Genomic DNA, 24,282 nt, shown 5'->3' on the forward strand with positions numbered 1-24,282 from the left:
CCCCCGTTGCCCGGCTGGGCCCTCCCTGCTAGCGTTCGCGCCCCTTCTACACGAACTACTGCCCCCATCAATACGGCGCGCAGGGTACCGGGGCGAGGCTGGGTGATGCCTGCGCCTCGGCGCGCGTGGGGGAGAGATCTCGGAGCATCGACGATGACGACCAACGGACAGCAGCAGGCGGGTGGGCTCAACATCACCGGAGGGGCGGCGATCGTCGCGCCCGTGAGCGCGTTTCCGAACGGCGTGCCGGGGAACGCGCTCATCGTCATCCCGATGAACAAGCCGACCGACGAGCTGAAGGGCCTGCTCGAGCAGGGTCCCGCGGCGGTGACCCTCGAGCAGATGTGGCAGCTCCTCGGCTTCAACGGGCCGGCGGTGCAGGTGCAGGACGATCAGGGGCGCCCGATCGCGATCGGCCTGGAGGACCTGCTCGCGGGGCTCGAGAAGCACTGGACCGAGCAGCCTGACGACCTGAACCGCGGGCGCATCTACGCGCAGGAGCTCCTCAAGCACAACCGGCTGGCGCGCGCCGAGCAGGTGCTCTCGAAGGTGGTCGCGAAGGGCGGCACGGGCGACGACTGGCTCGCGCTCGGCATCGCGCAGCTCTCGCAGGACAAGCACGACAAGGCCGAGGGGACGCTGAAGGGCGCGCAGAACCTGCTCAAGGACAACCCCTACCCCTCGCTGCACCTCGCGAAGCTCTACCAGGCGAAGAAGGACGACGCGAAGGAGCGCGAGTTCATCGAGAAGGCGCTCTCGATCGACGTGGACTGTATCGACGCGTGGGCCTACCTCTTCCAGTACGAGAAGCAGCGCGGCGACGAGGCGAGCGCGGTCGCCGCGATCGAGAAGTTCTCGGCCGACAAGAAGACGGCCGCGCCGTACATCGCGATCCAGGGCTTCTACGCGGCCAACGAGGAGACGCGGGACAAGGCGGTCGAGTACGCCAAGAAGGCGGTCGCTCAGAACCCGGACAACCCGCTGGCGCTGCTCTGCCTGTCGGCGCTCTACGGGCAGAAGAACGACCTCGAGGCGGTGGTCCGCCTGCTCCAGCCGCACGAGGCGAAGATGAGCCGCGACGTGCGCCTGGCGAACAACTACTTCGAGGCGCTGTTCCAGTCGCGCCAGCTCGAGAAGGTGACCAAGCTGCTGAACGCCCTCGCGGGCTCTCCGAACAAGGAGGTCAAGCAGTTCGCCATCGAGCGGTCGCGCGCCGTCGCTCAGTACCTGCAGCAGCAGCAGCAGCAGCTCGCCGCGGCGGCCCAGCCGGCGCAGCGCAAGGCCTGACGCGCACGAAGGCGTGGGGGAGCGCTGAGCGGCGCTCCCCGCTGCCGTCGCCGCTCGCCGTCTGCCGGCGCTCAGTGACCGAAGGCGCGGCGGATGGCTTCGGCGATGCCGCCGCCCACCAGGCCGTCGGCCTTCAGGCGGTCCGTCGCCGCCTGCTTCACCTGCTCGGGCGCCTGCGCCATCGCGAACGATCGCCCCGCCACCTCGAACATCGGCACGTCGTTGAGCCAGTCGCCGACGACGACCACGTCCGACAGCTCGCAGCCGTGGTGCTCCGCGAGCCACGCGATCGCCGTGCCCTTCGTCGGCCCAGCGGCACGGACCATCATCGCGAAGAGGCTCGCCTGGTCGTCCCGCAGGAGGGGGAACGAGACGACGAAGGCCGCTTCACCGAGCTCGGACCGGACCTCCTCGACGGCCGCCGCGATCTGGAGCTCGGTCCCGAGCGCGACGAGCGCGAGCAGGCCGTGCTCGTGCTCCCAGTACGGGTGCGACGAGACGCGCTCGACCTCGGCGATGGCGTGCGACCAGCCCCGGACATAGTGGACGTGCGGCGCGCCGGTCGCGTCGTGGACGATGCTGTCCTGCGCGAAGAGGAACGACGCCGTCGCGTGCCGCTCGGTGATCGAGCGCAGGAGGGACGCCTCGGCGCCTGAGATCGTGCGCGAGTACAGGTGCGCGTCGCCCTCGGTGTGCACGATGTGGCTGCCGTCGACGCACGCGATGGGGCCGAGCACGCCGATCCGCCGCGCGACCTCGCGCGTCCCCGAGTACAGGCGCCCGGTCGCGATCGAGACCGGGACGCCGGCATCCTGGAGCCGCTGGATGGCGCGGAAGTCCTCGTCGTGGATGGACCCATCACGACGGACGAGGGTCCCGTCGACGTCTAGGGCGAGGAGTTTGTAGGTCGTCACCGCGCTTGAGTAGCTCGGAAGCGCGCGGAGCGCAGCAGGCGGGACGGGATGGAACGGTTCAGGACGCCCTCCCGGTGAGGAAGGCTCAGGAAGCCGGGTAGACCGACACCTGCTTCTTGGTGTTGGACTTCCACTCGTACGTGACGACGCCGTCGACGAGGGCGAAGAGCGTGAAGTCGCGGCCGGTGCCGACGTTGTGGCCAGCGTGGATCGAGGAGCCGACCTGCCGGACCAGGATGTTGCCAGCGCGCACGGGCGCCCCGGCGTACACCTTCACCCCACGGCGCTGCGCGTTCGAGTCACGGCCGTTCCTGGAGGAGCCGCCGCCTTTTTTGTGAGCCATCTCTACTTCTCCTGCTAGGCGGTGATGCCGGTGATCTTGAGCTCGGTGTACGGCTGGCGATGGCCGTTCTTGCGGCGGTAGTTCTTCCGCCGCCTGAACTTGAAGACCACGATCTTCTTGCCGCGGTCCTGCCCGGTGATCTCGGCGGCGACGGAGGCGCCGCTCACGAGGGGCTTGCCAATCTTGGGAGAGTCACCGCCGACGAGGAGCACCTCGCTGAAGGTGACCTTGTCACCGGCATTGCCGACAAGCTTCTCAACCCGGAGCTTCTGACCTTCGGCGACCCGATACTGCTTGCCGCCCGTCTTGATGACCGCGTACATGGTGCGTCTTCCTCAACCTGGGGACCGCGATCCCTCGCCATACGCCACGCAAATGGCCCTCGATCGGAGGACCCGGTGAGCGAGGGAGCGGCAGTATACGGACCTTCTCCGGCTTGGCAAGTGCTTCGCAGCGGCGTCGCCCAGGTTCTTCGCCGGAGCGACGCCCGCGGCCTCCCGGTGTGCGCAAGGCCCTGGAAAGCCCCTGCAAAGCGCGGCCCGGACCGCGCGCCCGGTCGCGGCGCGGGTCGCGCTCGCCGCTCGTCCGTACCGCGCGCCTGTTTCGCCCTCACGCCTTGGTGAAGACGAACTTCTCGTCGACAACGTCGACCTGCATCGTCTGGCCGGGCTGGTACCCGCCGGCGAGGATGGTCTCGGCGAGCGGGTTCTGGAGCTCGCGCAGGATCGCCCGCTTCAGCGGGCGAGCGCCGAGGCTCGGCTCGTAGCCGAGCTCGACGAGCCGGGCCTTCGCGGCGTCCGTGAGGGCGAGGCGGATGTCCTTGTCCGTGAGCAGCTGCTCCAGCCGGCGGAGCTGGATGTCGACGATGCCCCGGAGGTCCTCCTTGCTGAGCGCCTTGAAGACGACGATGTCGTCGACCCGGTTCAGGAACTCGGGGCGGAAGAACCCGCGCAGCTCCTCGAGCAGGACGTCGCGGATCGCCTCGCGCCCGTCCTCCGTGGTCCAGAGCTTGGCGTCGGTCTCGAGCACGCGCTTCGACCCGATGTTCGAGGTCATGATGACGACCGTGTTCGAGAAGTCGGCGAGCCGCCCGCGCCCGTCGGTGAGCCGGCCGTCGTCGAGGATCTGGAGCAGCAGGTTGAACACGTCCGCGTGCGCCTTCTCGACCTCGTCGAACAGGAGCACGCTGTACGGCCGGCGCCTGGCGGCCTCGGTGAGGAAGCCGCCCTGCTCGCTGTCCGCGTAGCCCGGGGGCGCCCCGATCAGGCGCTGGGCCATGTGGCGCTCCATGAACTCGCTCATGTCCATGCGCGTCAGCGCCTGCTCGTCGTCGAACAGGAACTCGGCGAGCGCCTTCGCGAGCTCCGTCTTGCCGACGCCGCTCGGCCCGAGGAACAGGAACGAGCCGATCGGCTTGCCCGGATCGCGCAGGCCGACCCGCCCGCGGCGCACCGCCTTCGCGATCGCGCGCACCGCCTCGTCCTGGCCCACCACCCGCTGCGCGAGCCGCGCCTCCATCTTGAGGAGCTTCTCGGCCTCGCCCTCGAGCATCTTGGCCACCGGGATGCCGGTCCAGTCGTTGAGCGTCGCCGCCACGTCCGACTCGGCGACGACGTTCGAGGTCGGCGCGACCCCCTCCCGCTGCGCGGCCTCCTCCGCGGCCTGGAGCCGCCGCCTGATCTCCGGGAGCGTGACGTGCTCGAGCTCGCCGATCTTGGCGAACGCCTTGTCGCGCTGGGCAGCCTTCAAGGCCTCCGTCGCGGCGACGAGCTCCCGGCGGATGGCCTGGCACGCCGCGATGACGCCGCGGCGCGACGCGTTGCGGCTGCGCATCGACGACGCCTTCGGCTCGATCTCCGCGAGCTCCGCCTCCAGGCGCGTGCGGGTCTGGACGCTGAGCTTGTCGTCGTCGTCCGCGAGCGCGGCGATCTGGGCGCGGAGCGCGTCGACGCGCCGGGTCAGCGTGTCGAGCTCGGCCGGCACGCCGTCGACCTCCACCCGCTTGCGGGCGGACGTCTCGTCGAGCAGGTCCACCGCCGTGTCGGGGAGCGCGCGGTCCGAGATGTACCGCTTGGCCAGCGCGACCGCCGAGGTGATGGCGCTCTCCCCCACCCGGACGCGGTGGTGGGCCTCGTACTTCGTGGCGATCCCGCGCAGGATCTCCGTCGCCTGATCGATGCTCGGCGCCTCCAGCGTGATCGTCGAGAACCGCCGGATGATCCCGGGATCGCGCTCGTTGATCTTGCGCACGCCCTCGGGCGTCGTCGTGGCGATGATCCGGATCTCCCCGCGCGACAGGAGCGGCTTCAGGAGCTCGCCCACGCCGGCGCCCTGCACCCCCTGGCCGAAGAGCGCGTCGAGATCCTCGACGACGAGGATGCTCTCCGCGTCCTGCTCGCCGCGCAGCCGATCGACCAGGACCTTGAGGCGCTGCTCGATCTCCCCGCGGAGCTTCGCCCCGGCGACGAGCGCGCCGGTGTCGAGCTCGTAGAGGTGGGCGCCCGCGAGGTTCGTGGGCACGTCGCCGTGCGCGATCCGGTCGGCCAGGCCCCGGATGAGCGCGGTCTTGCCCACGCCGGGCTCGCCGACGATGAGGGGGTGGTTCTTGAACCGCCGCTCGAGGATCTGCAGCAAGCGGCGCGCCTCGACGTCACGGCCGATGACCGGATCGAACCGCCCTTCGCGCGCGTCCGCGACGAGGTCCCGCGTGTAGGGCGCGGGTTGACCCGGCTCGGCCGCGTTGGCCGGCGCGGGCGAGGGTTCCCGCGAGGCCGCCTCCAGCGCCCCGAGGTGCGGCCGGAACGCGCCCGGACCGATGCCGAACGAAGAGAGGATCTCCCCGGCAGGCCCGCGGATCTCCTGGGCGAGCGCGTGCAACAGGTGCTCGATGCCCACGTTCTGCGACTTGTCCCGGGTCGCCTCCCGCTCGGCGCGCCCGAGCAGATCGAGCAGGCGAGGGCTCACGTACGCGACACCGCTGCTGCCCGCCCTGGACAGCTTCTTCAGGGCGTTCTCGGCGAGCTGGAGCACCTCGTTCGGGTCGGCGCCCGCCCGTCGAAAGACCTCGGACACGCCCCGGTCGCGCTCCAGCAACCTCATGAGCAGGTGCAGCGGCGTGACCTCGGCGTGCTGGCGCTCGTCCGCGATCTGCTGCGCGCCGGCGACGACCTGCTTCGCGTCGCCGGTATAGCGATCGAGGTGAATCGTGCCCTCTTTCTCGGCCATGCGCGCAGCCTACCGCAAGGTGGAGCCCTGTGCGCTTGCATCTTTGGCCTGCCCGGGAAAGGAAAGAGGACGAGATGCCCATGCAAGCAGCCGAAGTCACCATCTACGTCACCGACTACTGCCCATACTGCGCCATGGCGAAGCGCCTGCTGACGCAGAAGCAGGCGCGCTTCACGGAGATCAACGTGGAGAACCGCGATGACCTCCGCGCCTGGCTGGTCAAGGCGTCCGGACAGCGGACGGTCCCTCAGATCTTCATCAATGGAGCCAGCATCGGCGGATTCAGCGACCTCTCGGCCCTGGACAAGGAGGGGGGGCTCGATCCGCGCCTCGGCGAGGCGCCGAGCGCGGACGCACCTCCCATGCCGCGCTGAGGCGGATGAGGGTGGCTGAGGTACGACGGAGAATCCTCGTCGGACGCACCCCTCGGGCCCCGCCGGCGAAGGTGCACCCCGGCGTGAGGAGGTGATAAGCTGCCGCGCGGGGACGGGGCGCAGCTTTCTTTGATGCGGTTCGTCCAAAGGGCTTCACGGGCTTCGTCCGCTTCCCCCACGTCGAACCGCCATGCCTAGCAGCACCGACACCACCGCCGCAGCGACCCAGCCGGTCGAGGGGGCGCTCGTCGGAAAGCGGGTTCAGAAGTACGAAATCGTACGGACGATCGGGCGTGGCGGGATGGGCACGGTCTACGAGGCGGTGAATACCGCCATCGGAAAGCGCGTCGCGATGAAGTTCGTCGACGGCGATCTCGCGCAGAACAAGGACGCGGTGGCGCGGTTCCACCGCGAGGCGCAGGCGGCCAGCGCCGTCGAGAGCGCGCACATCGTCGAGATCTTCGACGCCGGCTTCGCCGACGACACCCCCTTCCTCGTCATGGAGCTGCTCCGGGGCGAGGACCTGGGCCACCGCATCCGGCGCTGCGGCAGGCTCGACCTCGGCGAGGCGCTCCACCTGACCGCGCAGCTCCTCCGCGGCCTCCACCGCGCCCACGAGGCGGGCATCGTCCACCGCGACCTCAAGCCGGACAACGTCTTCCTCGTCGACCGCGACGACGACCCGAACTTCGCCAAGATCCTGGACTTCGGCATCTCGAAGATGCGCCGCGCCGACGGCGCTCCGGCCCACACGTTGACCCGGCAGGGCACGGTGCTCGGGACGCCGTTCTACATGTCGCCGGAGCAGGCGCAGGCGATGCCCGACGTGGACGGCAGGACCGATCTCTGGGCCGTCGGCGCGATCCTCTACGAGTGCCTCACGGGACACCCGCCGCACAGCGGCAGCTCGTACGAGCAGGTGATCGTCAACATCTGCATGAAGGACGCCCTCGACGTGCGGATGAGCAACCCGGCCGTCCCCGAGCCGATCGCGCGCGTGATCGCGAAGGCGCTCACGCGGGACAGGGACGCGAGGTTCTCCTCCGCGCGAGATTTCCTGGACGCCCTGGTCGTCGGCGCCGGCGGGCTCCTCGCGTCACGGCGCAGCTCGAGCGACGAGCTCGGTGCGCACACGACGAGCGCTCCTGGCGCCCTCGGGCAGACGCCTGCGAAGCAGACGCCGGGTGATCCGAGCATCGGGCTGGATCCGACGCTCGAGGTGCACGGGAGCGGCTCGAAGGTGGGCTGGTCGAGCAGCGGGCCCACGGGCGCGCGCGGCCCGCGGCGGCTCGCGTTCGCCGCGGTGGCGCTGGTCGCGCTGGTTGGCGGCCTTGCCGGCGCGGTCCTCCACGCGCGCCGCTCGCCGGAGGCGAGCACGGTGGCCACCGCGCCCGCGCTGCCCGCCCAGGTCTCCGTCGAGCTCCGGACGAACGCCGAGGGCGCCCTCTTCACCGTCGACGGCGCGGCGCTGGCCGACCGCACGCTGCGCGGCCGCACGGGCGAGACGAAGCGTGTGCGGATCGAGGCCTCCGGCTACACGCCCGTGGACAAAGAGGTGACGCTCCAGGACGGCAACTCCCCGATCGATGTCCTGCTCCAGCCGCTGCCGGCCGCCGTGACACCGGCGCCGCCACCGGCCGAGGCCGCGACCGCGGCGCCCGTCGCGCCCGCCCCGGCGCCGAAGGCCGAGCCGATCCCGAAGAAGACGACGGCGCTCCCCTTCGCGGCGCGCCCCAGGGGCACGGGCGCCGGGGCGAAGCCCGCCGGTCCGGCGCAGGCCACCCCGGTGGTCACGACGCCGAAGCCGGCGGGGGTCGCGGCTGGTTTGCAGCTCAAGGTCGACTGAGGCGGGTTTGCGCAGATCACACGGACGACTCACGCTGGCGCTCTGCGCGGCGACGCTCGGCCTGGCCGTGCAGCTCTCGCCGGCGCTCGCGCAGGTCGAGCCGTACCGGCAGCACATGGCGAACGGCATCAAGCTGTTCCAGGACAGGAACTACCGGGCCGCGGTCGTCGAGTTCGAGGCGGCCTACAAGGAGAAGCCGAAGGCCAGCCCGCTGTTCAACATCGCGCTCGCCGAGAAGGCCCTCTTCAACTACCCGAGGGCCATCGCGGCGCTCGAGCGCGCGCTCGCGCAGCACCGCGACACGATGGATGAGGGCGACGAGAAGACGGCGCGCAGCGCCATCGAGGAGATGCGCGCGCTCCTCGCCCATCTCACGATCGAGCTCAGCCCAGAGGCCGCCACGCTGATCATCGACGGCGAGGAACAGCCCCCCTCGTCCTCGGGGACGCGGGTCGTGGAGCTCGGGCCGGGGGTGCACCGCATCGGCGCGCGCGCCGAGGGGTACGCGAGCGCCGACGAGAGCGTCACCGTGGTGAGCGGCGAGCGCGACAAGAAGGTGAGGCTCGCGCTGGTCCCGGACAGAGCCCCCGCGGCTCCGGCGGCGCAGCCGTTCACGCCGCCCCTGCCCCCTCCGCCGAAGCCGGTGCCCCTCTCGCTCCCGCCGCAGGGCTACTACGTGATCGGCGCCGCGTCGTTGCTCTGGCCGCTCGGCCACCCGCGCGCCTTCCCGGCGCCGGAGGCGAACAGCGGCGGAGCTGGCTCGATCCGGGTGGGATACCGCGTGAACACCCCCGCGGCGTTCGACGTGATGCTCCAGTACGCGAACATCGCGACCGGCTCGGACGACCCCGCGTACCCGAACGCCAGTTACACGCTCGGCTCGACGCGCCTCGGGCTGAACGTCCGCCTGATGACCCCTGGGCAGACATGGCGGTTCGTGGGCTCGATCGGGGGCGGCCTCACCTACGATTCCGTGAAGTTCGACGGCATCAAGACGCAGGACGGAGACATCTGCGATGGCCTGTGCCAGAAGGCCGCCGGGGTGAACGCGTTCGTGTTCTCCGAGGTGGGCGTCGAGCTGGACCTCGGGGGCGTGCTCCTCGGGTTCTCGCTCGACAGCTACTTCCAGTCGTCGCGCGGCATCAGCTACAAGAACAGCGACCAGGACGACGTCACGCTCTACTCGGCCGTGCTGCTGCAGCTGGGAGGCAGCTTGCACGCCGGCTATGCGTTCTGGTGATCGGCCTCTGCCGATCCCGGGCGCTCGTTCCATCCTTGTTCTGCCGCTTGACGGATGTATCCTCGCACGCCCTCGCGGTGAGCCGTCGAGGGTTCGCCGCGCTCTCCAGCGGGGAGCGTGGGCCGGGGATCGGCTGCCGCCGTCCTCTTCAATCATGTCAGCCGGGGATCGGCTGTCGCCGTCCCCTTCAACGTCAGCCGGGGATCGGCTGCCGCCGTCCCCTTCAACGTCAGCCGGGGATCGGCGGCCGCCGTCCCCTTCAACGTCGGACGGGGATCGGCTGCCGCCGTCCCCTCAAGGGGTGACCATGTCGCAGGATGCCATCACGTCGTTGCTCAAGGAGACGCGCCGGTTCGAGCCGCCGGCCGAGTTCTCGCGTCGTGCGCGCGTCGGCGCGCAGGCGACCTACGAGGCGCTCTACCGCGAGAGCATCGAGCAGCCGGACGCGTTCTGGCGCCGGGAGGCGAGCGACCTCGTGTTCCGCACGCCGTGGACCACGATCAGCGACTGGGCCCTGCCGCACGCCAAGTGGTTCCTCGGCGCCACCCTCAACGTCACGGAGAGCTGCCTCGATCGCCACCTGACGACGGCCACCAAGAACAAGGCCGCCATCATCTGGGAGGGCGAGCACGGCGCCACGCGCACGCTGACCTACGCCCAGCTCCACCGCGAGACGCTGCTGCTCGCCGACGCGCTCAAGCGGCTGGGCATCGAGAAGGGGGACCGGGTCGCGATCTACATGGGCATGGTCCCCGAGGTCGCCGTGGCGATGCTCGCCTGCGCGCGCCTCGGCGCGGTGCACACCGTCGTGTTCGGCGGCTTCGCCGCGGACGCGCTCCGCGACCGCATCCACGACAGCCAGGCCAAGCTCGTCATCACGCAGGACGGCGCGTACCGGCGCGGGCAGGTCGTGCCGCTGAAGGCGACCGTCGACAAGGCGCTCGCGCAACCGGAGGCGAAGAGCGCGACGCGCGTCGTCGTGTACCAGCACCTCGGCAAGGAGCGCTGCGAGGTGCAGATGACGGAGGGCCGCGACGTCTTCTGGCACGACCTGCTCGCCGGGGCCGCCCCGGCCTGCGAGCCGACGGTCGTCGACGCCGAGCACCCGCTCTTCATCCTCTACACGAGCGGCTCGACCGGGAAGCCCAAGGGGGTGCTCCACACGACCGCCGGCTACCTGGTCGGCGCGCACGTCACGACGAAGTACGTCTTCGATCTGCGCGACGACGACGTCTACTGGTGCACCGCCGACGTCGGCTGGGTGACGGGCCACAGCTACATCGTGTACGGCCCGCTCTCGAACGGCGCGACGTGCCTCATGTACGAAGGCGCCCCGAACTTCCCCGACTGGGGCCGCTTCTGGAGGCTGATCGAGAAGCACGGGGTCACCATCCTCTACACCGCCCCCACGGCCATCCGCGCCTTCATGCGGCAGGGCGACGAGTGGCCCGCGAAGAGCGATCTGTCGAGCCTCAGGCTGCTCGGCTCGGTCGGCGAGCCGATCAACCCCGAGGCGTGGGTCTGGTACCACCGGACCATCGGCGGCGGCCGCTGCCCGATCGTGGACACCTGGTGGCAGACGGAGACGGGCTCGATCATGATGACCACGCTGCCCGGCGCGTCGTCCTCGAAGCCGGGGTCGACCGGGCTGCCGATGTTCGGCGTCGTGCCCGAGGTCGTGACGAAGGACGGCAAGCCCGTCGCGGCGGGCGAGGGCGGGTTGCTCGTCCTGAAGCAGGCGTGGCCGTCGATGCTGCGCACGGTGTGGGGCGACGACGATCGCTTCCGTAAGCAGTACTTCAGCGACGTCGAGGGCTGCTACTTCACCGGCGACGGCGCGCGCCGCGACGAGGACGGCTACTTCTGGGTCGTCGGCCGCATCGACGACGTGCTGAACGTGGCCGGCCACCGCATCGGGACGGCCGAGATCGAGAGCGCGCTCGTGTCTCACCCCTCCGTCGCGGAGGCGGCCGCGGTCGGTCGCCCGGACGACCTCAAGGGACAGGCGCTCGTCGTGTTCGTCTCGCTCCGGCCGGGGGTGAAGGCCGGGCCGGAGCTCCAGGCGAAGCTCGCCGAGCACGTCGCCAAGGAGATCGGCAAGTTCGCGCGCCCCGACGCCATCCGCTTCGCGGACGCCCTGCCGAAGACCCGCAGCGGCAAGATCATGCGCCGGCTCCTGAAGGACGTCGCCGCTGGTCGAGAGCTGACCGGCGATACCTCGACGCTCGAGGACCTGAGCGTCATGGCGAAGCTCCGCCAGCAAGAAGAGGAGTGAGCCCGCGGCGGCGCAGGGGCGCGGCCTGCCCCTGCGACCGACGCGACGCGCGCGACGGCGCAGCGCCTGCGCCTCGGCGAAGGGAGGAGACCCCACGGAAGAGCTCGATCCTGCGGCTCTTCCGCCGCGCTCGGCCCTGGGAAGAGCGACGGCGGCCCACGACCGGCATCCCGCGGCTTACGGTCGGATCACCTCGTTCGCCCCGGAGAATTTGATCCCCCGCATCGTCGCGGAGGATACTCTGTGGCGAGGGCGCGCTTGGAGCTCGAAGCTGGAACCGTCGTTGCGAACCGGTATCGCATCATCCGCCAGCTCGGCCGCGGCGGCATGGGCGAGGTGTTCGCCGCGGAGAACATCCGCACCGGCCGCCAGGTGGCGATCAAGCTCCTGCGCGCCGAGTCGAAGGCCAAGTCGTCCGCGGCCGAGCGGTTCCGGCGCGAGGCGCGCGCCGCCGGGTCCATCAACAGCGATCACGTCACCGAGATCCTCGACGTCGAGGAGGACCCCGAGCACGGCATCGTCCTCGTGTTCGAGCTGCTCGAGGGCGAGTCGCTGATCGATCGGCTGAAGCGGACGGGACCGATCGATTTCGAGGAGCTTCACCCGATCATCGAGCAGGTCTGGATGGGGCTCGCCGACGCGCACCGCGCCGGGATCATCCACCGCGATCTGAAGCCGTCGAACGTGTACATCGAGGCGCGCCCCGACGGGTCGAAGCGGGTCAAGATCCTCGACTTCGGCATCTCCAAGCTGCCGAAGGAGATGGGAGCGGAGACCCTGACCGAGATGGGCCAGAGCCTGGGCACGTTCTCGTTCATGCCGCCCGAGCAGATCGGCAAGGCGAAGACGGTCGACCACCGCGCGGACATCTACGCCTGCGCCACGATGATCTACCAGTCGATGAGCGGCCAGCTGCCTTTCCAGGCGCGCAACCTGCTCATCATGGTCGAGATGAAGCAGAAGACCGACGCGCGGACGCTGGCCGAGGCGATGGACGGGCCCGTCGACCCGCGGCTCGAGGCGTTCCTCGCGAAGGGGCTGGCGCGGGAGCCCGCGGACCGCTTCCAGAGCGCGCTCGAGGGGCTCACCGCCTGGCGGGAGCTGCGGCCGGCGAGGAGCTCCAGCCATCCGGTCAGCGGCTCACCCATCTCCACGCTGCCGGCGAGCAGCGCCTCCGGCCATGCGCGCAGCTCGCCCATCCCGCAAGCGCACCCGAGCTACAAGCCCCCGTCCTCCGGCGCGGTCAAGCTCCCGGTGCCGCCGATCGACCCCATCCTGATCCGCACGGCGACCGATCCGGGAGCGCAACCGTGGGTCGAGAGCGCGGGGCGCCCGCACGGCGAGCCGGAGCGGCCGGCCCACCCCCTCGCCGAGCCGCCGCTCACGCAGAACGACGGCCAGCTCCCGCCGTACATGCCTGGCGGGCGCGCGCCGGCCGGACCGACGGCGGCGGCGCCCGTCCAGTGGACCGGCCCGAACGGCACCATGGCGCTCAACAACGCGGCCCGAGAGCTCGTGGCCCCGCTCGTGTCCCACCCCGTGACGCCGCGGACGCTCCCGGATTTCTCCGAGGACAGCTCGGGCGGGTCGACGACCGGCCAGGGTCCGACGCTCGTCTACAAACCCGTGCGGCCGAGCATGGGCTCGGTGAGCCCGGGGCCAGGCACCGCCGGTGAGCCAGAGCCGATCGAGCAGCGGCCTCCGGCGCCGCCGCCGGCGCGGACGCTTCGAACCATCGTCTATGTGCTCGCGGCGATCCTGTTCGCCGTCGTGGGCTTCCTCCTCATGGGGTATGCCCTCGAGTACCTGGACATGCCGAAATAGGCCGCGCGCAGCGGCGCCGCGTCGGACGTGCCGCTCTCCGCCGCGCGAGCGCGCCGCGGCCGGCGCGGCTCACAGCACCTCGTCCGCGGCGCGGCCCTGGGCCGGCGAGCGCCCGGCGGGCAGCGCGATCCGGAACCGCGTTCCCCCCGCCTCGCGCGGCTCGCACGAGATCGTGCCGCCGTGCGCCTCGATGATGTCCCGCGTGACCGCGAGCCCGAGCCCCGTACCGCGCTGCTTCGTCGTGAAGAAGGGGTCGAAGATCGACGCGCGCAGCTCCTCCGGCACGCCGGGGCCCGTGTCGTCGACCGCGATGGTCGCGGCGCCGCTCGAGAAGCTGACGCTCACGACGATCTCGCCGCCCTTCGGCATCGCCTCGCGCGCGTTGCGGAGCAAATTCAGGAGCGCCTGACGGATCTGCGACTCGTCGAGGAGCAGCTCGGGCCCCGCCTCCTCCACCTCGACGCGGACCGCGACGCCGGCGCGGTCGAGCTCGGGCCTCACGAACGCCACCAGCTCCTGCACCAGGTCGTCCACCCGCTCCGGCTCCAGGCGCGGGCGGGGGCGGCGGGCGACGCTGAGGTACTGCTCCGCGATGCGAGACAGCCGGTCCACCTCGGCCCGGATGGCGGTGACGAGCTGCGCCGACTCCTTCATCACCGGCCTGAGCTCCGCGTCAGGGGTGTCCGCGGCGGAGGCGCGCGCCACCTCCTCCTCGAGCAGCTCGAGGTTCAGCCCGATCGACGACAGCGGGTTCCTGATCTCGTGCGTGACGTGCGCGGCCATCTTCCCGATCGCCGCCAGCCGCTCGGCGTTCACGAGCTCGGCGCGCGCGCGGCGGATCGCGGCGACCATGTCCTCGAACGTCGTCGCGAGCTCGCCGATCTCGTCGTTCGTCGCGAGCGCCTGCTTCGGGGTGAGGTCGCCGCGCGCGACGGCGTTGGCCCGCTCGGTGACCGCGGTCAGCGGGGCGAGCACGCGCCGCGCGTACAGCGACATCATCACGCCGACGAGGAGCGTCAGCACGCCCAGCCCGAGGAGCAGGTGCATCGAGCGCTCCTCGCGCAGCTCCGCCTCGTCGGTGAGGCTCTGCATCTGCCCCTCGACGCGGCTCCTGATCGCCCGCAGCCGCTGCGCGCCCTCGACCTCTCGCTTGACCAGCTCGTCGCGCGTGCGCTCGGCGAGGTCGCGGTCGCCGACGGCGAGCGCCTGGAAGAGCTGGGCGAACCGCTCCGGGCTGGCGCCGACGAGCCGCTCGATCGCCGCCACCTCGGCCGCGACCTCGTCGCTGAACCGGCGGACGCCGGACGACGCGGCCGCCTGCCCGACGCGGGCGTCCCCGCCGGTCGCCTTCTCATCGGCGCCGGCGAGCGCCCGGGCGGCGTCCTTGACGATCGAGAACGCGAGCGGGCGGGTCCGCCTCGCGGTCTCGATCCACTCGCGCACGTCCCCCGGGTTCTTCGCGGCGGTGATGTGGTTGAGCTGGGCGTTGAAGACGTTCTGCTCGGCCAGGACCTCGCCGATGCGGAGCAGCAGCGGGACGTACCCGGCGCGCAGCAGCTGGGCGTCGCGCGAGGCCGCCCGCAGCGCCTGGACGCTCCAGCCGACGGTCAGCGCGAAGGCGGCGAGCACCACGAGGTAGCTCGCGAGGAGCCTCCCCGCGACCGTGCGCCGCTTCTGGGGCGCGCGCTCCTCCGGCCCCGCGGCGCCGCCGCGCGCCTCGTCCGCGGCTGGCGGCGGCGCGGTCATCGCGGCGCGACGGCCCGCGCGACGAGGCTCGCGAGGTCCTCCGCCGGCTCGCCCCGCGTCCTGAACCGCTGGAGGCTCTGCGCGCAGTGCGTCACGAGCAGCCCGCCGCCGAGCGCGCGGTGCTCCGCGATCCTGGCGTCGGCGATGGCGGCGGACGACGCGGGGCGCGTGGCGGGCAGGAGGCCGCCGCCGCCGCTGCAGTCGGCGTGCTCGCGGCGGTGGATGAACTCCTCGGGCGGGCGCCCCGTGATGCGGGCGATGATCTCCCGGGGCGCGTCGTAGCGATCGAGGCCGCGCCCGAGCTGGCAGGGATCGTGGTAGCGCACCCGCCGCTCCGACGCCGATCGCTGCAGCCTGTCGAGCGACGAGCGCGCGAGATCGACGAACAGCTCCGGGGCCTTCACGCTCACCCCCGCGCGCGGGTACTCGACGCGCACGGCGCGCGCGCACCCGGGATCGACGGCGACGAAGCGCCCCCCGGGCGCGACCTCCGCGGCGAGCCGCCGCGCGGCGGCCTCGAAGCCCGGGCGATCGCCGGCGTACAGGAGCGGCAACCCGCAGCAGGCGCGCACCGGGCGGGCCGAGGCGCCCGCCAGCGCCTCGGTCGCCTCGAGCGCGTCGCGGGCGACGTCCGGCGCGTGACGCTCGTAGCCGCAGCCGAGCAGCACGTGGACCGCGTCGGGCGCGGCCGCGGCCGATCGAGAGCGCGCGTCGAGCTCACCGGCGCGGCCCTCCTCGCGGGCCGAGAAGCGCTCCGCCACGCGCCTGGCCCCCTCCGGCGCGAGATCGCGCGCGAAGAGCTCCGCGCGCGCGTCCGTCAGCACCGTGGCCACCTCGTTCTTGTGATCGCAGCGCTCGCGGCACCCGAAGCACGCGGAGCACGCCCAGGCCGGATCCGCGTGGCCTGCGTCGAGCGGCACGTCGCCGCGCGCGGCGAAGTACGCCATCGACATCTTCCCCCACGGCGTCACCGTCTCGTTCGCCTCGACGTTCGACACGGGGCAGGCGGCGCGGGAGAGCTTGGGGCAGTAGACGCACTTCTCGAGCGACGTCCGGTGCGGCTCGAGGAGCTTCAGGCGGAGCTGGGACACCGTTCGAGTCTCTCCATCGGGTGCGCCTCGCGCAAGCGGCGGGAGCGCGTCAGGCGCCCGAGCCGTTGCTGGACGAGCGTCGGCCCCGCTCGTTCACGGGGGTGACGGAGGGAGCTGAGCCCGCCGGCCTGCGGCGAGGGATGCCCTCGTGGACGACCGGCGCGACGCTCGCGCCCGTTTTGGTCGCCGAGCTGCCGTCCGTCGACGCCAGCTGGGGCTGCCCCCCTGCGGTCCCGGGAGACCGCGACGGCGCGCTCTCCTGGGGCAGGCGGATGGTGAACTTCGCGCCCTTGTCGGACGACGCGACCGCGATCGTCCCGGCGTGCTCGTCGACGATCTTCTTCACGATCGCGAGCCCGAGGCCGGTGCCGCCGCGCTTGCCGGAGGTGACGAACGACTGGAAGAGGCGGCCCTGGATCTCCTTGGGGATCCCCTTCCCGGTGTCCGCGACGCAGATCGCGAGGTCGCCCCCGTCGCGGTAGGCGCGGATCGTCACCGTGCCCCCGCCTGGCCGCATCGCCTCGACCGCGTTGCGGACCAGGTTGTGCAGCATCCGCGTCATCTTCGCCTCGTCGAACCGCGCGGTCCCTCGGTCCTCGAGCTCCAGGGAGAGCGAGACGCCGGTCCCGGCGAGCTCGTGCTCCAGCTGCTTCTCGATGTCGCCGAAGAACTTGGTCAAGTAGACCTTGCGCACGAGGATGCTCCGCTCGCCGCGCGCGAACTCCAGCACCTCGCGCTGCATCGCGCTGATGACGTCGAACTGCTTGAGGATCAGCCGCGCGTGGTCCTCCCGCGTCGCCGCGTCGGGAGCGCCGGCCATGAGCTGGACGTAACCGCTGATCACCGTGAGCGGCGTGCGCATGTCGTGCATCACGCCCGAGAGCAGGCGCCCGATCGTGGTGAGCCGCTCGCTCTGCTCCCGCTCGAGGCGCGACCGGAACAGGCGCAGCGCGGTCGACGCGTTCGCCGACACGAGCCGCAGCAGCGCGCGATCGTCCTTCGAGAAGCCGTGGGGGTTCCTGGAGTTGTAGAGGGCCATGGAGCCGATCGGCACCGCGTCCTCGCCCTCGAGCGGCACGGCGATCGCCGTCCTGAGCTCCGCGCCGACGAGCTGGGCGAGCCGCGGCGACACGAGCGAGTCGTCCGGATCCTTGCCCGCGCCCTCGCGCGAGAAGCACACCGCCTCGTTGTTCACCATGGCGCGCCCGACCACCCCTTCGCCGCGGCGCATCGCGATGCGCTTCACCGCCGGCCTCGGGGCGGCCCCGACCACGACGCCCTCCGGCTCCTCTCCGAGGGCGGGCGCGCGGGGTGGCGCGCTGCCCCCGTCGAACGCCGTGAGATCGAAGAAGTAGAGGAACAGCCCGCCCTCGATCTCGTCGACGAGCATCCCCCCCGCCCGCGCCTCGCACGCCCTGCCGGCCTCCGTGATGACCGCGCGCGCGAGGTCCTCCATCGTGGTCGCGCGGCCCATCGCGCTCTCGAGGTCGAAGAGCAGCTTGAGGTCGCTCACGCGGTGCTCGAGCTGCTCCTTGGTCTCCACGAGCTGCGTGTTCTTCTGGATCACCGAGAGGAACAGCCGCGAGTTGTCGATCGAGACGGCCGCCTGCGTCGCCAGCGCGCTCAGGAGCTCCTCGTCGTGGACCGAGAACTCCCCTTCCCCGTGCTTGTTCAGGACCTGGATGACCCCGATGGTCCGGCCGACGTGGTTCTTCATCGGCGCGGCGAGGATCGAGCGGGTGCGGTACCCCGTGACCTCGTCCCAGTCGCGCTGGAACCGGCGATCCCGGTAGGCGTCCTTGACGCGGACGGTGCGCCCCATCTTGGCGACATGGCCCGCGATCCCGGCGCCGACGGGCAGCTCGATCGCGCGCGCCTCCTCGCCGATGACGATGCGCGACAGGAGCCGCTGCCGCTGCTCGTCGAGCAGGTAGAGGGTGGCTCGGTCCGCGTCGAGCAGCTCGGTGATCTTGTTCAGGATCAGCGCGAGGAGCTGGTCGAGATCCAGGGTGCTGCCAAGGGCCAGCCCGACATCCCGGAGCGCCCGCACTGTCTTGTCGGCGTGGGCGAGGCGCGCCTCGAGCTCCTGTACGCGAGCCTGCAGCGCCTTCGTGCGTTGTTCCGCCTTCGCGGTCACCAGAAGACGCTAACACGACTTCGCCCGGAGGAGCGCGCGCGCGGGCCCCTGGGCGGACCGTTCGCGTGACAGAGAGCGCTCCCGACGACCGCCGGGAGCGCCCCTAGGACACGCCGTTACTGGTTCATGCTCTCGAGGAATTCCTGATTGGTCTCGGTGCGGCTCACCTTGTCCAGGAGGAATTCCATCGAGTCGATGACGTTGAGGGGGTGCAGCAGCTGGCGGAGCAGCCACACGCGCTGGAGGATCCACTCCGGCAGCAGCAGCTCTTCCTTGCGGGTCGCGCTCTTGTTGATGTCGAGGCAGGGGAAGATCCGCTTCTCCATCAGCTTGCGATCCAGGTGGATCTCGCTGTTACCCGTGCCCTTGAACTCCTCGAAGATGACCTCGTCCATGCGCGAGCCCGTGTCGACGAGCGCGGTGGCGACGATCGTCAGCGAGCCGCCCTCCTCGACGTTGCGCGCGGCGCCGAAGAACCGCTTCGGCTTGTGCAGCGCGTTCGAGTCGACGCCGCCGGAGAGGATCTTGCCGCTCGGCGGGACGACGGTGTTGTACGCGCGCGCCAGGCGGGTGATCGAGTCCAGCAAGATCACGACGTCGTGCTTGTGCTCGACGAGGCGCTTCGCCTTCTCGATCACCATCTCGGCGACCTGCACGTGCCGCGTCGGGGGCTCGTCGAAGGTCGAGCTGATCACCTCGCCCTTCACGGTGCGCTGCATGTCGGTCACCTCCTCCGGGCGCTCGTCGATGAGCAGCACGATCAGCGTCGTGTCCGGGTGGTTCGCGGAGATCGCGTTGGCGATCTGCTGGAGCAGCACCGTCTTGCCCGCGCGGGGCGGCGAGACGATGAGGCAGCGCTGCCCCTTCCCGATGGGGCAGAGCATGTCGATGATGCGGGTCGAGAAGCTCTTCGTCCCGTTCTCGATGTTGAACTTCTGCTGCGGGTAGAGGGGCGTGAGGTTGTCGAACAGGATCTTGTCGCGGGCGACCTCGGGGGGCTCGCCGTTGATCTTGTCGACCTTGAGCAGCGCGAAGTACGCCTCGCGCTCCTTGGGCGGCCGGATGGAGCCGCTCACGCTGTCGCCGGTGCGGAGGTTGAAGCGCCGGATCTGGGACGGCGAGACGTAGATGTCGTCCGGACCCGGCAGGTAGTTGTAGTCCGGCGCCCGGAGGAAGCCGAAGCCGTCGGGCAGGCATTCGAGCACGCCCTCGCCGTAGACCGGCTGGTCCTGCGCCGCGTGGGCCTGCAGGAGAGCGAAGATGACCTCCTGCTTGCGCAGCCCGGCAGCGCCCTCGATGTTGAGCCCCTTCGCCATCTGGACGAGCTCGGCCATCGGTTTCTGCTTCAGTTCCCTGAGGTGCATGAGTCGGAAAGCTCCAGGATGCGACGGCGGGTGCCCTGTCAAGGGCGTGGAGGCCGTCGGTCGTTGGTTTTTGTTTGGGGGGTCTAGCGGGTCGGACCCGAGGCGGGGCCGAGCATGTCGTCGATGTCGGCGGGTCGCCAGAGGGAAGAGGGCTCGCCTCGCAACCGGCGCCCCTCACGTTCATGTCGCTCGATCGGCGGGCTATGCTTGCCGATCGGGCGGCGACTCTATCAAGCGCGTCTGCTCTGTCAATGCGCGGCGGGAGGCACGGATGACGCGCGCGCGTCGTCGGGCGCGGCACGGACACAGGTCGCCCGCGCCGTCCGTACGAAGAACGGCGCGGGCGAACTGCCCGTGGCTCTGAGGTGCTGCCTGAAGTTGCCTCCCCCGGAACGCGCGGCTAAGTCAAGCTGGTTCCATGGGGCTCAAACAGGTTCAGCTGTTCGTCCGCGGTCGCGTCCAGGGCGTCTTCTTTCGTGCCTCCACGCAGCGCGAGGCCAAGCGGCTCGGCCTCACCGGCTGGGTGAAAAACCGCTCCGACGGCAGCGTCGAGGTCCTCGCCGAGGGGGAGGAGGACGAGCTGAAGGAGCTCATCGCCTGGGCGAACCGCGGCCCGAGCGCCGCGCGGGTCGAGCGCGTCGACGTCCGGTGGCGGGGCTTCTCCGGCGATTTCTTCGACTTTCGCATCACGGATTGAGGCGCTTGGCACGCCACACGTCGGATCCGAGGGGCGCAGGCGCGCGATCGGCGCGGCGACGCGCGCGGCTCGTCCTGATCGGCCTGCTCGCAGCAGCGCCGCTCGCGACGCCTCCGGCGCGCGCCGCCGGCGAGCGCGACGCCGGCGCTTCCGCGCCGGCCTCCTCCGCGCTCCCTGAGCTCCCGCGCCTCGCCCCGATCGCCCGCCCGGAGCCTGACATCACCGCGGTCCGCGAGCTCGACCGGATACTCGACCAGATCACGTCGGAGGACGCGCGCTCGCGGGAGAACGCCCGCGCGGCCCTCGATGAGCCGATCCCCGGCATCGTCGATGCGGTGCGGCTGCGCGTTCAGGACATCCGCGGCTCGCTCGATCGGGCCGCGGCGCCTCGCGTGCTCGCGGACGCGCGCAGAGAAGGCCGCAAGGCGATGAAGGGCGAGGACGAGCGCGACGGCAACAAGAAGAAGACTGCAGACGCGAAGGCCGACAAGGGCGCGAAGAAGGGCGCTGTCGACGCAAAAAAGGGCGCCGGCGACGCAAAGAAGGACGCGAAGGCCGACAAGGGCGCAAAGAAGGACGCCGGCGACGCGAAGAGCGCAAAGAAGGACACCAAGGCCGACCAGAGCGCCAAGAAGGGCGCTGACGACGAGAAGGACGAGGGGGACTGGCTGGATTTCATGCTGGCCGTGGCGCGGCCGCGGGACAGCGCGTGGCGCGATGTCGTCAAGCTGCTCGCGATGGAGCGGATGCTCGTCGCTGCAGGCACGACGCCCGCGGTCCGCGAGCTCATCGCGCTGCACGCCTATTTCGGCGAGCTGCTCCGCATCGATCTCCAGCGCCAGGTGGCCAAGCTGCGCGACAAGGCGGTCCCCGCGCTGATCGAGGCGCGCCAGCACGACGCCAAGATCGTCCAGCGGTGGGCCAACAAGCAGCTCGATCTGCTCGGCCGGGCGATCCCCGGCGAGGCGATCGCGTCGAATGACACGCAGATCCTGGCCGACGTCCTCCGCGCCTACGGCCGCGTCCGGGACGTGGACGCCATGCGCGTGATCCTGAGCTTCTGCAACAGCGACCGCGCGCGGCTGCGCGACGCCGCGCGGGAGGCGATCTCCGCGATCGGCGAGCCCGGCATCTGGCAGCTCCGCGACGCCTACCTGGACCTCACCGGCGTGAAGCCGCCGCGCGAGTGGTCGTGGGACCGTGTCGCGCGCGAGCTCTTCGGGACGTACGATCGCGCGCGCCTCGCGGAGGTGTACAAGCTGATGGACGAGGGCGTCGCCGCGGCGAGCGCGGGCAAGCCCGCCGAGGCGACCGACGCGTTCGACAAGGTGCTCGCCCGCGCGCCGCTCTTCGAGCGCCGCAAGGAGATGGTGGACGCCTACGTGGAGCGGGCGCGATCGCTGTCTGCCGACCGGCGCGACGACGCGCTCGCCATGCTGCGCAAGGCGCTGCGCCTCGACGCGCCAGGCGAGCGCGCGAAGAAGATCGAGGCGGAGATCGCCTACCTCGAGGGCGCGCTCCTCATCGAGCGCGGCACGCCGGACAAGTTCGTGCTGGAGCGCGCGATCGAGCTCGACCCTTCCCACGCCGGCGCGAGGGCGGCGCTCACCTCCCTCGGGGACAAGGTCGCGGAGCGGAAGAGCCAGACGAACCGCCACATCGCCGCGGGAGCGGTAGGTCTCGCCGCGGTGCTCTCGATGTTCTTCATCGCCCGGCGACGGAGCGCTCCGTCGCCCGCTCGAGCGCGAGCCGGCACCGTTCCTCCGCCCCCGCCGGCGTCTCCTGCCCCGGCGCCGCCGCCTCCGGAGCCGACCGCATCACCTGCCTCGGCGCCGCCCCGAAGGCAGGACAGCGCCGCTCCTCCGCAGTCCCAGACGTCTCCCGAGCCGGCCCCGGCCTCCGCCTCGAGGGTAGACCCCGACCCGCCGGCACAGCCTACCGAGGAGGCGGAACCGCGGAGCGACGATGCCCCGGAAGCCGGCGCGCGCGACCGCTGAGCCGTCGCGCGCAGCAGGCCCGCGCAGGCCCACGCAGCGCTCGGCCCCTGGCGCCGGCCAAGCTCACAACGCAGAAACGCCGGGCGAGCTGAGCGCTCTCCCGGCGTGCTGGCTGCGACTGCGCCGGCGCCACGCGGCGCCGGCTTGGTTCCGGCTCAGCCGGCGGTCGTCGCCGGGGTGGCCGGCTCCGGCGCGGCGACCGGCTCGGCGGCCTGCACAGGCGCGTCCTCGACCGGCGGCGCGTCGATGAACTCGATGAGGCTCATCTGCGCGCAGTCACCGCGGCGCGGACCGAGCTTGATGATCCGCGTGTACCCGCCCGGCCGCCCCTCGAAGCGCTTCGAGAGATCGATCATCACCTTCGCGATGATGTCGACCTTCTTGCCGTCGGTCGCGACCCCCCAGCGAGGGATGTAGCTGCCCACGAGCCGCTCGGCGTGGAGCCGGCGCGCTCTGTCGCCGGGGCTGAGCTCCCCGTGCGCGGTGTACGCGACCTTGCCGAGGCGCGTCGCCTTGGTGATGAGCCGCTCGGCCACGCGCCGCAGCTCCTTCGCCTTGGCGTCGGTCGTCTCGATCCGCTCGTGGGTGATCAGGTTCGCCGTCAGGTTGCGAAGCATCGCCCTGCGGCTGGAGGTATCCCGACCAAACTGCCTGCCCGCTTTCTTGTGACGCATGACGTTCCCTCAGTACCGACTCACGCCTGCGCCTGCTGCGCCTTCCAGCGCTCGAGGAGCTGCGGCCAGTTGTCGATCTTCATCCCGAGCGAGAGCCCCATGTTCGCGAGGATCTCTTTGATTTCCTTCAGCGACTTGCGACCGAAGTTCTTGGTCTTGAGCATGTCCTGCTCGGTCCGCTGCACGAGCTCGCCGATGAGCGTGATGTTCGCGTTCTGCAAGCAGTTCGCGGAGCGGACGCTCAGCTCGAGCTCCTCGACGGAGCGGAACAGGTTCTCGTTGAGCGGCTCGTCGTCGCTCATCACCGCCTGGTAGCTCGTCTCCTCGCTCTCCTCGAAGTTCACCCAGATGGAGAGCTGCTCCTTGAGGATCTTCGCGGCGAAGGCGACCGCGTCCGCGGGCGAGACGGACCCGTTGGTCCAGACCTCGAGCGTGAGCTTGTCGTAATCGGTCACCTGCCCGACGCGGGCGTTCTGCACGGTGTAGTTCACCTTGCGGATCGGCGAGAACAGCGCGTCGATCGGGATCGTCCCGATCGGCATGGTCGGCGTCTTGTTGCGCTCGGCGGGCACGTAGCCGCGGCCCACGTTGACCGTGAGCTCCATCGAGAGCGGGCCCTTCTTGTCGAGCACGGCGATGAGGTGGTCGGGGTTGAGCACCGACAGGCCCTCGACCAGCTGGATGTCGCGCGCGTACACGGGCCCGGGCCCCTCGCGATCGATCCGCACCGAGTACGTCTTCGGGGTGGCCGCCTTGAAGACGACCTCCTTCACGTTGAGGATGATGTCGCTGACGTCCTCGACCACGTCCGGCACGGTGGTGAACTCGTGCAGCGCGCCCTCGATGCGGATGGCCGTCGCGGCCGCCCCCTGGAGGGAGGAGAGCAGCACGCGGCGCAGCGAGTTGCCGATCGTGATCCCGAAGCCGCGCTCCAGGGGCTCACACGTGAACTTGGCGTAGAACTGGGTCCCGCTCTCCGCGTCGATCGAGATGCCCTTGGGCCGGATCAGATCGCGCCAGTTACGGGCGATCATCGTGAGGTTCGGGTTGTTCATCGTCATGGCGATCTCCTTCCTTCATGAGGTTTGCGCGGAGGTCTCACGCCGCGGCCGCACTCGACCGGTCGGCGCCGCCTCCTGCCCGCATCCTAGGCTCCATGCCCCCGCGCGCGAGCGCGGGACGGCGGCGCCGAGAGGAGCCCGCAGCGAGCGAGCGCACCCTGCAAGGTACGCTCGCGACGCCGCCCTC

18 protein-coding genes are annotated in these 24,282 nt (G+C 71.0%); 8 read left to right on the forward strand and 10 right to left on the reverse strand.

The annotated features are described in order from the left end of the window. Nucleotides 1-153: 153 nt before the first annotated feature. The gene (locus tag WMF22_RS43225) at nt 154-1,287 is read left to right on the forward strand and encodes a tetratricopeptide repeat protein (protein WP_044966990.1); all 1,134 of its coding nucleotides are present in this window, start codon (nt 154-156) and stop codon (nt 1,285-1,287) included. Between the two features lie 71 nt (nt 1,288-1,358). Here WMF22_RS43225 and WMF22_RS43230 read toward each other — a convergent pair whose 3' ends face one another. The 4 genes from WMF22_RS43230 to WMF22_RS43245 all read right to left on the reverse strand — a co-directional run bounded on the left by WMF22_RS43230 (nt 1,359) and on the right by WMF22_RS43245 (nt 5,769). Then, nucleotides 1,359-2,201 carry an HAD family hydrolase gene (locus WMF22_RS43230; protein WP_438033526.1) on the reverse strand — a complete coding sequence of 281 codons (843 nt, stop codon included), beginning with the start codon at nt 2,199-2,201 and terminating at the stop codon, nt 1,359-1,361. Nucleotides 2,202-2,286: 85 nt separating this feature from the next. Further along, nucleotides 2,287-2,544, reverse strand: a complete 258-nt coding sequence (gene rpmA / locus WMF22_RS43235) for a 50S ribosomal protein L27 (RefSeq protein WP_012240530.1) — start codon at nt 2,542-2,544, stop codon at nt 2,287-2,289. Between the two features lie 14 nt (nt 2,545-2,558). Further along, nucleotides 2,559-2,867, reverse strand: a complete 309-nt coding sequence (gene rplU / locus WMF22_RS43240; protein ID WP_012240531.1) for a 50S ribosomal protein L21 — start codon at nt 2,865-2,867, stop codon at nt 2,559-2,561. A 286-nt stretch (nt 2,868-3,153) separates the two neighbouring features. Then, on the reverse strand, nt 3,154-5,769 hold the full coding sequence (locus WMF22_RS43245; RefSeq protein ID WP_012240532.1) for an ATP-dependent Clp protease ATP-binding subunit: 2,616 nt from the start codon (nt 5,767-5,769) through the stop codon (nt 3,154-3,156). Nucleotides 5,770-5,849: 80 nt separating this feature from the next. On the opposite strand from WMF22_RS43245, the gene grxC reads away from it, so the two are divergent. From grxC to WMF22_RS43270, 5 genes are all read left to right on the forward strand, one after another. After that, complete coding sequence (grxC, locus tag WMF22_RS43250) at nt 5,850-6,143, forward strand: glutaredoxin 3 (protein ID WP_044966993.1); 294 nt, start codon at nt 5,850-5,852, stop codon at nt 6,141-6,143. 190 nt (nt 6,144-6,333) lie between these two features. Beyond that, nucleotides 6,334-7,989, forward strand: a complete 1,656-nt coding sequence (locus WMF22_RS43255) for a serine/threonine-protein kinase (RefSeq protein ID WP_438033527.1) — start codon at nt 6,334-6,336, stop codon at nt 7,987-7,989. A 7-nt stretch (nt 7,990-7,996) separates the two neighbouring features. Next, complete coding sequence (locus WMF22_RS43260) at nt 7,997-9,229, forward strand: hypothetical protein (RefSeq protein WP_437295765.1); 1,233 nt, start codon at nt 7,997-7,999, stop codon at nt 9,227-9,229. Between the two features lie 307 nt (nt 9,230-9,536). Then, nucleotides 9,537-11,504 carry an acetate--CoA ligase gene (gene acs / locus WMF22_RS43265; RefSeq protein WP_437295766.1) on the forward strand — a complete coding sequence of 656 codons (1,968 nt, stop codon included), beginning with the start codon at nt 9,537-9,539 and terminating at the stop codon, nt 11,502-11,504. A 258-nt stretch (nt 11,505-11,762) separates the two neighbouring features. Then, entirely contained in the window at nt 11,763-13,328 is a 1,566-nt protein-coding gene (locus tag WMF22_RS43270) for a serine/threonine protein kinase (RefSeq protein WP_438033528.1), read from the forward strand. Nucleotides 13,329-13,397: 69 nt separating this feature from the next. Here WMF22_RS43270 and WMF22_RS43275 read toward each other — a convergent pair whose 3' ends face one another. The 4 genes from WMF22_RS43275 to rho all read right to left on the reverse strand — a co-directional run bounded on the left by WMF22_RS43275 (nt 13,398) and on the right by rho (nt 19,666). Beyond that, complete coding sequence (locus WMF22_RS43275; RefSeq protein ID WP_437295768.1) at nt 13,398-15,074, reverse strand: ATP-binding protein; 1,677 nt, start codon at nt 15,072-15,074, stop codon at nt 13,398-13,400. Next, on the reverse strand, nt 15,071-16,165 hold the full coding sequence (locus tag WMF22_RS43280) for a (Fe-S)-binding protein (RefSeq protein ID WP_438033529.1): 1,095 nt from the start codon (nt 16,163-16,165) through the stop codon (nt 15,071-15,073). The genes WMF22_RS43275 and WMF22_RS43280 overlap by 4 nt, the downstream gene beginning before the upstream one ends. Before the next feature lie 49 nt (nt 16,166-16,214). Further along, nucleotides 16,215-18,302 carry a GAF domain-containing protein gene (locus WMF22_RS43285; RefSeq protein WP_437295770.1) on the reverse strand — a complete coding sequence of 696 codons (2,088 nt, stop codon included), beginning with the start codon at nt 18,300-18,302 and terminating at the stop codon, nt 16,215-16,217. A gap of 116 nt (nt 18,303-18,418) precedes the next feature. Next, a complete protein-coding gene (gene rho, locus WMF22_RS43290) occupies nt 18,419-19,666 on the reverse strand; it encodes a transcription termination factor Rho (protein WP_012240541.1) in 1,248 nt (415 codons plus the stop codon). Between the two features lie 418 nt (nt 19,667-20,084). Between rho and yccX the strand changes: the two genes are divergently transcribed. Together yccX and WMF22_RS43300 are read left to right on the forward strand one after the other, a co-directional pair. Then, nucleotides 20,085-20,363, forward strand: a complete 279-nt coding sequence (gene yccX / locus WMF22_RS43295) for an acylphosphatase (RefSeq protein ID WP_012240542.1) — start codon at nt 20,085-20,087, stop codon at nt 20,361-20,363. A 5-nt stretch (nt 20,364-20,368) separates the two neighbouring features. Then, on the forward strand, nt 20,369-22,360 hold the full coding sequence (locus tag WMF22_RS43300) for a hypothetical protein (RefSeq protein ID WP_438033530.1): 1,992 nt from the start codon (nt 20,369-20,371) through the stop codon (nt 22,358-22,360). Between the two features lie 155 nt (nt 22,361-22,515). Here WMF22_RS43300 and rplQ read toward each other — a convergent pair whose 3' ends face one another. Beyond that, nucleotides 22,516-23,034, reverse strand: a complete 519-nt coding sequence (gene rplQ / locus WMF22_RS43305) for a 50S ribosomal protein L17 (RefSeq protein ID WP_438033531.1) — start codon at nt 23,032-23,034, stop codon at nt 22,516-22,518. A 20-nt stretch (nt 23,035-23,054) separates the two neighbouring features. Beyond that, nucleotides 23,055-24,095 (reverse strand): DNA-directed RNA polymerase subunit alpha, encoded by a 1,041-nt coding sequence (locus tag WMF22_RS43310; RefSeq protein ID WP_012240545.1) that lies wholly within the window; start codon nt 24,093-24,095, stop codon nt 23,055-23,057. Nucleotides 24,096-24,282 lie beyond the last annotated feature (187 nt).

The organism is Sorangium sp. So ce204 (genome assembly GCF_051526795.1).
In the GTDB taxonomy this organism is placed as follows: Bacteria; Myxococcota_A; Polyangia; order Polyangiales; family Polyangiaceae; genus Sorangium; species Sorangium cellulosum_B.

Coding starts and splice junctions, on each gene's coding strand:
- rpmA (WP_012240530.1), bottom strand. CDS start 2,544: ATGGCTCACAAAAAAGGCGGCGGCTCCTCCAGGAACGGCCGTGACTCG.
- WMF22_RS43245 (WP_012240532.1), bottom strand. CDS start 5,769: ATGGCCGAGAAAGAGGGCACGATTCACCTCGATCGCTATACCGGCGAC.
- WMF22_RS43225 (WP_044966990.1), top strand. CDS start 154: ATGACGACCAACGGACAGCAGCAGGCGGGTGGGCTCAACATCACCGGA.
- acs (WP_437295766.1), top strand. CDS start 9,537: ATGTCGCAGGATGCCATCACGTCGTTGCTCAAGGAGACGCGCCGGTTC.
- WMF22_RS43310 (WP_012240545.1), bottom strand. CDS start 24,095: ATGACGATGAACAACCCGAACCTCACGATGATCGCCCGTAACTGGCGC.
- yccX (WP_012240542.1), top strand. CDS start 20,085: ATGGGGCTCAAACAGGTTCAGCTGTTCGTCCGCGGTCGCGTCCAGGGC.
- WMF22_RS43255 (WP_438033527.1), top strand. CDS start 6,334: ATGCCTAGCAGCACCGACACCACCGCCGCAGCGACCCAGCCGGTCGAG.
- WMF22_RS43275 (WP_437295768.1), bottom strand. CDS start 15,074: ATGACCGCGCCGCCGCCAGCCGCGGACGAGGCGCGCGGCGGCGCCGCG.
- rplU (WP_012240531.1), bottom strand. CDS start 2,867: ATGTACGCGGTCATCAAGACGGGCGGCAAGCAGTATCGGGTCGCCGAA.
- rho (WP_012240541.1), bottom strand. CDS start 19,666: ATGCACCTCAGGGAACTGAAGCAGAAACCGATGGCCGAGCTCGTCCAG.
- grxC (WP_044966993.1), top strand. CDS start 5,850: ATGCAAGCAGCCGAAGTCACCATCTACGTCACCGACTACTGCCCATAC.
- rplQ (WP_438033531.1), bottom strand. CDS start 23,034: ATGCGTCACAAGAAAGCGGGCAGGCAGTTTGGTCGGGATACCTCCAGC.